Source organism: Syntrophorhabdaceae bacterium (genome assembly GCA_035541755.1).
In the GTDB taxonomy this organism is placed as follows: Bacteria; Desulfobacterota; Syntrophorhabdia; order Syntrophorhabdales; family Syntrophorhabdaceae; genus PNOF01.
The window spans coordinates 1-12,530 of sequence record DATKMQ010000072.1; the positions used below are offsets into that span (position 1 = coordinate 1).

General features: G+C 51.9%; 12 protein-coding genes, 1 tRNA gene and 1 riboswitch. Of the genes, 6 read left to right on the plus strand and 7 right to left on the minus strand.

The features are described from left to right. The 5 genes from VMT62_06805 to ahbC form a co-directional block, all read right to left on the minus strand. The coding region (locus VMT62_06805; GenBank protein ID HVN96121.1) for a thioredoxin domain-containing protein at window positions 1-1,359 on the minus strand (1,359 nt) is incomplete at its 3' end. Window positions 1,360-1,409: 50 nt separating this feature from the next. Further along, entirely contained in the window at window positions 1,410-1,988 is a 579-nt protein-coding gene (locus VMT62_06810) for a Fe-Mn family superoxide dismutase (protein HVN96122.1), read from the minus strand. 149 nt (window positions 1,989-2,137) lie between these two features. Continuing rightward, entirely contained in the window at window positions 2,138-3,160 is a 1,023-nt protein-coding gene (locus VMT62_06815) for a radical SAM protein (GenBank protein HVN96123.1), read from the minus strand. Further along, entirely contained in the window at window positions 3,136-4,122 is a 987-nt protein-coding gene (gene hemB, locus VMT62_06820) for a porphobilinogen synthase (GenBank protein HVN96124.1), read from the minus strand. Before hemB ends, VMT62_06815 begins: the two co-directional genes overlap by 25 nt. 9 nt (window positions 4,123-4,131) lie before the next feature. Next, the gene (gene ahbC / locus VMT62_06825; protein ID HVN96125.1) at window positions 4,132-5,313 is read right to left on the minus strand and encodes a 12,18-didecarboxysiroheme deacetylase; all 1,182 of its coding nucleotides are present in this window, start codon (window positions 5,311-5,313) and stop codon (window positions 4,132-4,134) included. 136 nt (window positions 5,314-5,449) lie between these two features. On the opposite strand from ahbC, the gene VMT62_06830 reads away from it, so the two are divergent. From VMT62_06830 to VMT62_06845, 4 genes are all read left to right on the plus strand, one after another. Continuing rightward, entirely contained in the window at window positions 5,450-6,772 is a 1,323-nt protein-coding gene (locus tag VMT62_06830) for a TolC family protein (GenBank protein HVN96126.1), read from the plus strand. Continuing rightward, window positions 6,772-7,866 carry an HlyD family secretion protein gene (locus tag VMT62_06835; protein ID HVN96127.1) on the plus strand — a complete coding sequence of 365 codons (1,095 nt, stop codon included), beginning with the start codon at window positions 6,772-6,774 and terminating at the stop codon, window positions 7,864-7,866. Before VMT62_06830 ends, VMT62_06835 begins: the two co-directional genes overlap by 1 nt. Before the next feature lie 7 nt (window positions 7,867-7,873). After that, window positions 7,874-9,406, plus strand: coding sequence for a DHA2 family efflux MFS transporter permease subunit (locus VMT62_06840; protein ID HVN96128.1), 1,533 nt, complete (start codon window positions 7,874-7,876; stop codon window positions 9,404-9,406). Between the two features lie 76 nt (window positions 9,407-9,482). Then, window positions 9,483-9,561 (plus strand) — tRNA-Pro (locus VMT62_06845). A gap of 371 nt (window positions 9,562-9,932) precedes the next feature. Here VMT62_06845 and VMT62_06850 read toward each other — a convergent pair. Together VMT62_06850 and VMT62_06855 are read right to left on the minus strand one after the other, a co-directional pair. Next, complete coding sequence (locus VMT62_06850) at window positions 9,933-10,460, minus strand: hypothetical protein (protein ID HVN96129.1); 528 nt, start codon at window positions 10,458-10,460, stop codon at window positions 9,933-9,935. Window positions 10,461-10,862: 402 nt separating this feature from the next. Next, window positions 10,863-11,504: a hypothetical protein gene (locus tag VMT62_06855; protein ID HVN96130.1), complete on the minus strand. Its 642-nt coding sequence runs from the start codon at window positions 11,502-11,504 to the stop codon at window positions 10,863-10,865. Between the two features lie 23 nt (window positions 11,505-11,527). After that, a riboswitch (cyclic di-GMP riboswitch) is annotated at window positions 11,528-11,629 on the minus strand. Between the two features lie 311 nt (window positions 11,630-11,940). Between VMT62_06855 and VMT62_06860 the strand changes: the two genes are divergently transcribed. Together VMT62_06860 and merB are read left to right on the plus strand one after the other, a co-directional pair. Next, on the plus strand, window positions 11,941-12,213 hold the full coding sequence (locus tag VMT62_06860) for a hypothetical protein (protein HVN96131.1): 273 nt from the start codon (window positions 11,941-11,943) through the stop codon (window positions 12,211-12,213). A gap of 9 nt (window positions 12,214-12,222) precedes the next feature. After that, complete coding sequence (gene merB, locus VMT62_06865; protein ID HVN96132.1) at window positions 12,223-12,417, plus strand: organomercurial lyase; 195 nt, start codon at window positions 12,223-12,225, stop codon at window positions 12,415-12,417. Window positions 12,418-12,530: the final 113 nt, after the last annotated feature.

Sequence of the window (12,530 nt, forward strand, 5' to 3'; positions counted from 1 at the left end):
GTCGGAAATGTTGATCTCGAGTATCCTTTCAAGACTCTTGAGGGCGAAGCCTTTCAAAGTGTCGTCGCATAAGACCCTCGACGCACGAAGACAGGCCGATATCATTATCCCGTTGAGCGAAGTGTAGAGTGCCGTGTCAACAAAAGGTTTCTGTCGTTTGTCCCGCTCGGCAAGAAGCTTGCGCCTCGCGGTCTCAAGGATGCTCGTAACCTTGTCCACGTCCATCCGGGAATTTTGAGCGATGTCGTTTACCCCCATGCACACGGAAAGCACAAATTTCTTATCATCATGATGCATCGTGCGACCTTTATGGAGAAAATAGAGGGAGAACACTGCGTATTCGTCCGGGCTGAGTGTTTGTCTCAACTGATCATCGGTCCAGGTAAAATATCCGCCCTCATCATCCGGGGTCACGTCTGCGTCCATGCTCGCATAGAAGCCGCCTTCAGCATGGGAAAGTTCCTTGCGGATGAAATAGACGATGTTCTCAGCTATCTTCTTGAAGAACTCGTCGCCGAAAATGCTGTAGGCGTCGATGTAATTTCGTAGCAGCCACGCATTGTCATCGGCCATTTTTTCAAAATGCGGAACGATCCAGGCCTCATCCATGGAGTAGCGGTGGAAGCCGCCGCCGAGCTGGTCGTGGAAACCGCCCCCCGCCATGGCGACGAGGGTCTTTCGGATGGCGTATTCCAGGGTTTGCTCTTTTTTGAAGAAGTATCGGCCGAGAAGAAACTCGATGGCCCCGGACATGGCAAATTTCGGCGCACTTCCAAAGCCGCCATGCAGCCTGTCGAAATTCTCGAGCATTGTTTTCGCCGCGTCTTCGGTATCTGTCTGATCGACTTTTTGCTTCTTGGGTCCGCGCTTCTTAAGGAAGTCATGGAGTTTGTCCGCATTCTCGTGGACTTCCTTTCCCCGCGTTGCGTAAAACTCACTCAAGGACGTAAGAATCGTTTTGAATCCAGGCTTTCCGAACCTGTCATCCGAGGGAAAGTAGGTGCCTCCATAGAATGCTTTCTTCTCATGGGTCAGAAACACGCTCATTGGCCAGCCGCCGCTCATACCCATGGCAGCCAGAGCCTGCTGGTATCGTCTGTCTATATCGGGGCGTTCGTCTCTGTCGAGCTTGACGGCCACGAAACGCTCGTTGAGAATTCGCGCAATCTCATCATTCTCGAAACATTCCTTTGCCATGACGTGGCACCAGTGGCACCAGACAGCGCCGGAACTCAAGAACACGGGTTTGTTCTCCTTCTGCGCCCTCTCGAAAGCTTCTTCTGACCAGGGATACCAGTCGATTTTCTGCGAAGCGGCGTGCTTTAAGTATGCCGACTTTTCCTGCTCAAGTCGATTCAAGATTTCTTCCCTTTGAGCCGTCTCTCAATGCCGCTTCGCCCTCTGCGTCCTTATTTAAGTCGTGATTCCGCCGCCTTCCAGTCAATGTTCTTGAAGAAGGCTTCGATATAGTCGGCCCTTTTCAAACCATAATCGATCATAAAGGCGTGCTCAAAAACATCCATGATAAGGAGCGGATTGCACCCGGCCGGATGAGAAACGTCGTGTTCATTGATCCAGAAATTGATGAGCTTCCCGCTCGCCGTGTCCTGATAGAGAACGGTCCAACCGATTCCACGCATGGCCCCGGTGCTTTTGAAATCTTTTTCCCATGTCTCGTACGAGCCGAATGCTTGACTCAACTTCGTTGCGAGTTTGCCCGCCTTATCAAGGGGCGCTTTACCACCGAGGTTCTCGAAATAATACTCGTGAAGCCTCATACCGTTGAACTCCCATCCGAGACGCCTTTTCAACTCCGCGTATTCGGGGGTCGCGGTCTTGCCTTCTTTGAGCGCCGCATCCAGGGCATCGAGTACTTTGTTCGTATTCGTGACATAACCCTGGTAGAGCGTAAAATGGTTCTTAATGAGCGTCTCGCTGAAGCCTTCCATCCCGATCAGTTTGGCATAGTCCTTTGCAGTGTAACTCATGATATCCCTCCTTAAAGTTTTTATAGAAATGTGTAACTTAAAACCCGGCTCATAAACGCTACCGAACCCGCTTCATAGGTATAGAACATAATAATACAGGTCGGCCTTATGTCAATGCCCGTACAAAAAACAGGCGAAGAAGTTTTCGGTCAACCGGCGCCCCCGGTCGGATAATACGAGCACAGCGGCTCTTCCGCGAGGATATCACCGCTCTTTTCGTGCGCCCGGGCCCGACAGCCACCGCAAATTTTGAGGAACCTGCAGCCGGCGCACTTGCCTTTGTACGATGTGAGATCGCGCAGCGCGGTGAACACGGTAGATTCCTCCCAGATCTTTTGAAGAGCTGTTTTGCTGAGATCGCCTGATGGGACTTCGAGATAGCCGCAGGGCTGGATAACACCTTTGTGGGAGATGAACATGAAGGTTTTACCTGCGAGACAGCCCGAGCTTTTCGGCGTGTCGCCCTTTTGCTTCACGATCCGGTAGTAGTGGGGCGCGCAGGTCACTTTCATTTCGATCTGTGCTCTCTTCTCGGTCTCATAGAGCCACTCGAGGACATCCTCGTATGTTTCGGCGCTTAGCTCCTCGCCTTTGAGTCTCTCGCCTCTTCCCACAGGTACGAGGAGAAATACATGCCATGCAACGGCGCCCACAGACTTTACAAGCGTGTATATGGCTTCGAGATCGGTGACATTGAGGCGCGTCACCGTTGTGTTTATCTGAAAAGGAAGGCCAAGCTCGGAAAGTGAGTGGGTAGCCTTGATCACCGCATCGAATGAACCCACAACACCTCGAAAGCTGTCATGGTCCTCTCTGTTTTTGCCGTCAATGCTCATACTCACACGCTTGATGCCGCCTTTGATAAGCCTTGTCGTCTTTTCTCTATCAAGAAGGGTCCCGTTTGTGGCCATCACCGTCCTCAGCCCTTTTTCATTTGCATAATCGATAATTTCAAAGATGTCTTCCCGCATGAGAGGCTCGCCGCCCGTGAGGATCACCGTGGGGGATGAAAAGGCGAGAATCTCGTCTACGACTTTTTTGCACTCATCGGTCGTGAGCTCGCCTTTGTGAGGGCCGGCCTTGGCGGAGGCCCTGCAATGCACACAGTTGAGATTGCAGTTTCGAGTCAGCTCCCATGCGACCATCCTCAAAGGGAATGCGCTTTGGCCCATTTTCCCATATCCTTGGCGAAATAGGTGATGATGATGTCCGCACCAGCGCGCCGTATGCTCACGGTCGACTCGATGACAGCCCTTTTGAGATCGAGATACCCTTTGGCTGCTGCGAGTTTTATCATGGCGTATTCGCCGCTCACTGAATAGGCGGCAAGAGGGATGTTGAATTTTTCTCTGGCGCGGGCAAGAATATCGAGATAATAGAGCGCCGGTTTCACCATGATGATATCCGCTCCTTCTTCCAGGTCGAGCGCGATCTCGCGCAGCGCTTCACGTTCGTTGGGCGGATCCATTTGATATGCCTTTCGGTCGCCGAACTGCGGGGCTGATTCGGCTAAATCCCGAAACGGGCCGTACAGACAGGAAGCGTATTTGGCGGCATAACTCATGATCGGAATGTGGTAATCGCCGTGGAGGTCAAGCATTTCCCGAATGGCCCTGACCCTGCCGTCCATCATGTCGGAGGGGGCCACCATGTCGGCGCCTGCCAAAACGTGCGAGAGGGCGCTTCTCGCGAGGAGCTTCAGTGTCTCATCGTTGTCCACGGCGCCGCGCTTCACGATGCCGCAATGGCCGTGGCTTGTGTATTCGCACATACAGACATCGGTGATAACGAGTAGATCGTCGCCGAAGCGTTTCTTGATCTCGCGCACTGCCCTCGGGACAATGCCATTCTTGTCGTAAGCCCCGCTTCCCGCCTCATCCTTCTTGGCAGGTATGCCGAAGAGGAGTATGGCCGGGATAGAGAGCTTTGCTATTTCATCGATTTCCTTGAGGAGCCCCTCCGGAGAGAACTGATGAATACCGGGCATGGAAGGGACGGCCACCTTTTTTTCGCTCATCTCTTTTACGAATATGGGATAGACAAGGTGATTGACTGAAAACTCGGTTTCCCGTATCATGCCTCTTAGTCTCTCGTTTACCCTTAACCTTCTCGGTCTGTACGTGGGAAATCTCATGTAAACCCCCTATCGTATTTCTTCATCGGAGAGATAACATTGCGGGTCCGGGGCCCAGATATCCCCACTCGCCGCTTCCGCTCGCACTCGAAAGTTCCCCCCGCATATATCGAGCCACCTGCACTTAACACATCGCCCCTTGACGAATCTCTTCTTCTGTTTGAGCATGCCCATAAGTCCATCTGATGTGTCCATCCATATTTCGCTGAAAGGCCGTTTGCGCACATTGCCGAAACTGTAATGCCTCCAGAACTGGTCTGCGTGAACGTTACCCTGTTCATCGATTGAGGCTATGCCCACACCCGATGCGTTTCCCTCGTTCATCGAAAGAAGTTGATAGACCTCCTCTGCCCTTCGGGGGTCTTCTTTGAGGAGTCTTAAATAGATGTAGGGCCCGTCCGCATGGTTATCCACGGTGAGCACTTCAATTTCTCTCCCTTTGCCGAAGAACCCCTTGGTCCTGTCCATGATATAATCGACCGTTTCTCTGGTCTGGTCGTGTGTCAGGTCTTCGTTTATAAGAGTTGAACCTCGTCCCGCGTAAACAAGGTGGTAGAAACAGACCCGCTCGATTTCCTCCTTTTCGATGAGGTCAAATATCCGGGGGACCTCCCGGTAGTTGCGTTTATTGATCGTGAAACGCAGGCCTGTTTTAATGCCGGCCTTCCTGGCATTTCTTATGCCGGCTATGGCCTTATCATAGGCCCCTTTGACACCCCGAAAGGCGTCGTTGATGCTACCTGTCCCATCGATGCTCACCCCGATGTATGAGAGGGAGAATTTGGCAAACCCCCGCGCCGCCTCTTCTGTAATGAGTGTACCGTTTGTCGAGATCACGGCCCGCATGCCCTTTTGCACGGCGTACCCGATAAGCTCGCCCAAATCCTTACGGAGTAGGGGCTCTCCGCCTGAGAAGAGTATGACCGGTACGCCGAACGAGGAAAGGTCATCAATGAGCTTTTTTCCTTCTTCGGTCGAGAGTTCGTCGCCTTTGTAGTGCTCGTTCTCTGCACGGGCGTAACAGTGAACGCATCGAAGATTGCATCGTTTAGTCGAGTTCCAGACCACGACCGGTTTCTTGTCTTTCGAGAACTGCAGAAGGTGTGACGGAAGTCTCTTGGATTCCCTTCCGTATCTCAAGGGATCGGATGCTTCAACAGCGCTTAAGTAAAGCTTGGATACGCCGATCATACGTTTATTGTGCCCGCAAAACCTGAAAAAAGTCAATAAGGACGAGAGGCTGCATCTTTGCGGCCACGAAGGCTGGCGCGGCTCAAATACTTATTGACAATGTCCTGCGGATACTGTAAATTGAACACGAGTTCACATGAACAACCGTTCAGTAAAATGTAAAAGATTTATCTGGATACTATCATGCGTTATGGCTGGCGCCCTGTCCGGTCAGGAGAGCGTCCATGCGGAGAAGCTTACCCTCGCAGATGGGGTGAGACTTGTGACGGTTGACAGCAGGGCCGTGAAGATTGCCGAGCAGGAAGAATCCATATCACAGGCCGATACGCTCATTGCCCGTTCGCTATTGCTGCCTCGAGCGGACGGCCGTTACACTCAGAACTATCAAGAACTTCAACCTGGCATGATAAACCCTGCCGGGGTGGTCTTCACCGGGGAGAGGAGCTATTACACCTATTCTCTGATTATGCAACAACTCCTCTATGACTTTGGAGGAACCATATCGTATTTTCAATCGAACAAGAGAATATACGAGACAAAACAGCTTGAGACCAAAAGGATCAAGAACTATCTGGCGCTCCAGTTTGCCTCCACCTATTACAATCTCCTTGAATCCGAAAAAATGGTAATAGTCGCAGAGAGAGAAAAAGAGCGGCTGGAAGGCCACCTGTCCAATGCGCAGTCCCTGTACAAGGAAGGGGTCATTACCAAGAATGATCTTCTTCAGGCCGAGGTGCGCCTCTCCGATGCGAAACAAAAACTGATAACCTCACAAAACCTCCGCAAGATCCATCACTCGGAGTTGAACAATCTGCTTGCGCGTCCCCTGACCACGACTATTGAAACCGAGGAAGCGAACGTGGTCCCCGCGACGAGCGTTAATCTGGAGGAGGCCCAGGGTTCAGCGGAAAAAGACAGATATGAAATGAAGATTGTAGATACCACCCTGGAAGCGGCAAAACTTGAAGAGAGCGGCAAACGAGCTGAATACTTTCCGAATTTCTTCCTTCAGGGAAGATATGATTATATGAAAAATAAGTTCGCGCTTCACGAAGGCATGTGGGCTGTGCTCGTGGGCATGAACATCAATTTCTTAAGCGGGGGCAGCACACAGGCGGGTCTCGCCAAGATAGCGAGCCAGAAGCAAAGGTTGATTGTTGAACGAAGCAAACTGATCGATGATATAAGGTTCGAAGTGGAGCGATACTACCTCGAAATGGTCGATGCGCAGGAAAAGATGAAGGTCACAAAGGATGCAACCGCCCAGGCGGAAGAGAACCTGAGAATCAACAAGGTGAAGTATACGGACGGCGTGGGTACGGCAACGGATGTGATCGACGCGATCACACTTTTATCCGTGGCCGAAACAAATTATTATCGATCGCTTTATGAATTCAATCGAGCCTACGCGGGGCTCATGTATTCTACCGGACAGGACCTCGTGGGGATCTACAGGTAATGGTGGAACAAATAAAGAAGGCTTTTAACGGTCGCAGCAAGACCCCTACCGCGATTCTCTTCCTTGTGATTGCCGTTGTGGTGGTTGTCCTCGTCCTCTTGTATCTGCGTTATCATGCTACGCATATTTCAACCGACGACGCTTTCGTTGAAGGCAAGATTCATATGATCGCTTCAAAGGTGAGCGGAACAATCAAGGGGATTTCCATACAAGACAACCAGTTTGTGAAGAAGGACGATCCCTTATTCGAAATTGATCCTGTTGATTATGACGTAAAGGTGAAGGAGGCGCAATCGAGTTACGAGGCGGAAAAGGCCAAATTTACCGAGACAGCTTACAAGTTAGACGTTGCACGCAAACAGGCGGTTCAGATCGGCGCTGCCATCGAGACGGCAAAAGCCAATAAGGACCTTGCCGAGGCGAACCTCAAACAGGCAAAGGCCGACATGAAGCGGGCTGAGAACCTGCTCAAAGAAGATGCCATATCCAAAGAGCGGTATGAAAAAACCAGAACAGCCCTTGATGTGAGCGAGGCGCAGCTCAAAGCGGCGCTTGAGCGCACAAAGGAATTGGAGGCCTCGCTTCAAACACAGCTTTCGCTCGTCAAACAGAACGACGCCGGGCTTGCTGCCCAGAGGGCCGTGGTGGAAACCAAGAAAGCAACCATGGAGAGCGCTCAACTTAACCGGGGATACACGAAGATCCTCGCTCCCGCCGATGGGTACGTCACCAGGAAGGCCGTTGAGATCGGAAACCAGATTGTGGTGGGACAGCCGCTCTGCGCCATCGTTCCCCTGGAGGACATCTGGATTGTGGCGAACTTTAAAGAGACGCAGGTCGCCAAAATAAAGGTCGGTCAGAAGGTGGACTTCAAGGTCGATACCTATTCGGGAAGAACGTTTCGAGGCAGTGTGGACAGCATCATGGCCGGAACAGGGGCAAGCTTCTCGCTCTTTCCCCCGGAAAATGCCACAGGTAACTATGTGAAGGTAGTCCAGAGGATTCCTATCAAAATTATCCTCGATAAGGGTACGGACAAGGATCACGTCCTAAGACTCGGCATGTCCGTGCAACCCACCGTCATAGCAGAATAACGGAATAATGGAAAAGTGGATTATCGCCCTCACTGTGATGCTCCCGACGCTCATCGAGATAATCGATACATCCGTTGTCAATGTGTCCCTGGATCACATCCGCGGCAGTCTCTCGGCAGGAATTGACGAGTCTACCTGGGCCATCACCATGTATCTTGTTTCCAATGCCGTCATCATCCCCATCACGGGGTGGCTGAGTAGGTTCTTCGGGCGAAAGCTCTATCTCCTTATTTCGATCGCGATCTTCACGATAAGCTCCCTTCTCTGCGGTTTCTCATGGAATATCCAGAGCCTCATCTTCTTCAGGATTTTTCAGGGCTTAGGCGGCGGCGCCTTGCAGCCGATTTCGCAGTCCATTCTCCTTGAAACGTTTCCGCCGCGGCAACACGGCATAGCCATGGCGTTTTTCGGAATAGGGATCATGTTCGGACCCATCGTAGGCCCTGTCATGGGCGGCTGGATCACCGATAATTGGTCGTGGCACTGGATATTCTTTATCAATATCCCGATCGGTATCATTTCGATCATCATGGCCACGCTCTTTATCAAGGACCCGCCTTATATGGAAAAGACCAAGATGAGAATGGACTACTTCGGGCTCGCACTCGTGGCGTTGGGACTCGGATGTTTGCAGATCCTTCTCGATCAGGGGCAGAGAGAAGATTGGTTTGCCTCCGGCCAGGTGAGATGGCTTGCCGCGGTATCGATAATATCGCTTATTCTCCTTGTATTCACGGAACTCAGGAAAAAAGAGCCCGTGATCAATCTCAAGCTTTTTAAGGACATCTCGTTTTCTACGGGGAATGCAATCATGTTCTTCATCTTCCTCAGCATGTTCTCCACCCTTGTGCTGCTCCCCATCTACCTCCAGACCTTGATGGGATACACGTCAACGCTCGCCGGACTCGCTTTGGGCCCCGGGGGCCTTGCCACCATCTTTTCGCTCCTCATTGTGGGCAGACTCGTGACCAAGATAAACCCCAAATACATACTCTTTACCGGACTTTCAATCGTCGCATATTCGGTGTACCTTATGGCAAACCTCGACCTCAACGCGAATTTTGCGGCCATCATGTGGCCCAGGGTGGTCCTCGGCCTTGGGATGGGTTTTGTCTTTGTGCCGCTAACGAACCTTACACTTTCACATATCAGGAAAGAAGATATGGGCGGCGCGACCGCCCTGTTTAACCTCTTGAGAAATCTCGGCGGGAGTTTCGGGGTAGCGATCTTCACAACGCTTCTTGCGAGACGGGCGCAATTCCATCAGGTGCGGCTCATAGAGCATCTGACCCCCTTCGACGGGCCGTACCAGTGGACCTTAAGCCACATTCAGCCCTTTCTCCATCTCAAGGGCATACCGGATGCACTTGTCCCTCAGGGGGCCCTGGGCATCATGTACGGGAACCTCATACGACAGGCAACGATGATCGCCTTCAACGATACGTTTCACTCTATCTTTATCCTGTTGCTTGTCATTCTGCCGCTTATTTTCCTTTTGAGAAAACCGGAGCGGATGGAAGGCCCTCCGCCCATGCATTAACGGAATTGTTCGGGTCGCGTGATTTTCCCGAGCAATGTTGCAAAAACTCTCTATCCTGTGATATGTTTAGCCTGTTCGGGGCGTGGCGCAGCATGGTTTAGCGCGCTTGCCTTGGGAGCAAGAGGTCGCTGGTTCAAATCCAGTCGCCCCGACCATTCACCCTTAAATCTCATTGAACATCCCTCTGAGCATCGAATTTCAAACGATCTGCACACAAAATGATACGCAGGGAGCCAGAGTCATCAGGAGGACGCTCTAAGCCTCAACGGTGTAGCGAGGCAATTAACAGAATCTAAAATACTGACTGCAAGCGACAAGGATTCTAAATGGACACCGACAGCTGTTAAGAATCTGTTGAAGAGGGTAGAGAACTAAGACCCTTCTTTTCAGTCGCATCCTGCACCGCTTCCTGTTATCCTCATCGGCCGGGGTCGACCCATAATCTCAAGATTTGGCTCAGAAATCGTGAGGAAACAAAAAGGGCAGGACTTTCTGACCCTGCCCATGTTCAATCCCGATTGTGGTGTTACCCCCCGAACTTCCTTCTGACCGCTGCAAGGCCAATAAGACTCGGGGCAAGGAGAATAAGAGCGCCGGGAAGGGGAGCTGAAGTTACTCCTTGTGGAAGGACGGTGAACGTCGAATCAACCCAGCCTTCGCAATTCCATCCGAGGCTGTATATATGCGTTGTCCATACACCGGCCTCTCTGATGTCCCACCAATACACAGGAGCGCCGGTAGTCCACCGGTTTGTGTAGCTGTTAGCTTGGCTCGACAAGTCGACTGTATACTGCGTACCGTCCGGGGCGATCCATTCATTGACCCCGACAGCGTAGTACCAGCCGCCACCCGAGGATTCGTCGATGAAGATGAATGGCTGCTGGTCCCACAGGAATACGTCCGTTTCGGGCCAGGGTTGCCCCGGTCCTGGGTTGGTGCCTGAGCCTCCGGCATACCAGGTGGGATAGCCGAAAGGGTCGGCAAAGGCATGGTGCGCCAGAAAAATAAATAGAACTATGGCTGCCGGTACGATGATCTTTCTGCAAATTTTCAAAGCTCGCCTCCTTCGGTTGCACACAACGCTATAGCATGCTCCGCCCAGTAAAGGTATACCCCTTTGTTGCTGCCTGCCCGTGAGTCTAGTTCTCTTGTACGTCTTATTGTGAACACAATGTCTAACAGATGTCAAGAAAAACAGTGCCATGTCGCAAAAATATCTCTCCCACCTTTCAGGGAGTATTCCTCGCTCAGCCTGAAAGGCCGATAGCGTGACCTTGTAGGTAGTTGTACTCAACACTTAACCTGATTGGCCAGTTCAAATCCCATTGCCCCGACCATTCAGCGGGTATTTCTCAAAAAGCCCACTTCACATAGCAAGGTTCATGCGGAAATGAAAGAAGGCAGAGTCTTTTGACTCTGCCCCTGATTGCAATTTGGCTGGCGAGTGAACCGAGATTTACTTCCTGAATCTTCTCCGCAATGCCACAAGACCACCGAGAGCCGGAGCAAAAAGTAAGCAGGAAGGGGGGATTGGAGTGGCGGCCGGACCGACCATGTCATCGCTCAACTCGGTGGAATATGTATAGGGTCCCCAGTATGTGGTCAGGTAATCCGAGTTGACTCCCAGAGTGACTCCCGAAGCGTCGAATGTAAAGTGAACGGTGGTGCCGGTTGGATAGGGCGATCCATCATACTGAGCATACCAACCCAGGAAGGAATAACCTGCGTTTGCAGAAGCGTTCGTAACGGGCGGCTTTGAATAGCCGGTCCCGTGCGTCCAATAGGATCCATTGCCTTTTCCAATGCTGGCATAATAGCTTTGAGGATCTGCGATATTCGAGAGCGTCGCGCCATCGGGCACCTGCAGGTAGAAATCCGAGAGGCCCTGCGGATAGCCATCGCTATCAGTTGTTCCTTGATTCATATTCGTGACGGCATAATCGAAGGAATATGAATTACCACCCAGTTGCGTGACCGTAACGGTAACGCTATACCCTGTTGTACTGGGATACTGGTAGATATCGGCCCTGGCGGCGGTTGCATTAGCTATGGTCAGGAATATTAAGGCGGCAAAAATCAGGGTGAAGTTTCTACGCATGTGGGAGCCTCCTCGCTGGATTATCTGGCGACCCGGCCACTCTCCCGCTTCAACCCGTAATGGTTGAAACATGAGACTCCTCGGCTTTCCGTCCCATCCTCACAGATGGTTTGGCTTTTTCAGACTGTACCAACTGTATCACAGTGCATAACCAAGAGTCAAGCCAAATTTTCCTGACCATCACATCTCCAACGCTCATAAGGATTTGCAGCATATCGGCTGTAATCAAATCCCGCTTGATCTTCTCGAATCGAATGATTTCAAACCGCAATCAAGAGCAGGTCGTCGAATTCCCCAGCCTGCAATTGAAAAATTGTGCAGGCGGGGACACCGCCTATTGTTTTTCCTGATCGGTGTGCATATGGTCTTGAAAGGAACGCAAGCTTCGGGTGCCGTGATGACTGTGAGCTCAGTCGATGGCAAAGGAGGGAATGGCATGGATGAAACCGCATTGGTACAAAAGGCTTACACCGCCGTTGTCGAGCACTTTGTGAAGACAGGTCGGGCGCCGCATTATACCGAACTCGCAGCCATCCTCGGGGTGTCGCCGGAAGAGGCGAGACAGGCACAGCACAAGGCGGCCGATTCCTCGGTGGCCTGCTGGTTTGTTAAAGAGACAGACTACGTGGAGTCCTGGGCGCCGTTTTCCAATGTACCCACCCATCATCTTGTGACGATCAAAGGGGAGCAGAAATGGTACGGCCAGTGAGGACTCGAAGTGCTGGCCGTGCGCTGGCTCTTCCCCGATACCGAGGTCCGTATCGAGACCCGCTGTCTTGACTGCGGGGAACCCATCATGATCCGGATGCGAGACGACAAGATCCTCGAAATCAATCCATCAACCGCCGTAGGACATGTGAACATCCCGTTCGCCAGGGTCCTTAAGGGAGATGTAACCTGGGGCTCGGCTTGAAGCCGGATGAACCTCTTCCGGTCGGAAGAGCATGTGAAGAAGTGGTCGTCTTATGATCCTGTGTCCGCTGAATCGATCATGCCCCTGTCGCAGTGGGCGAGCGCGTTTAGCGG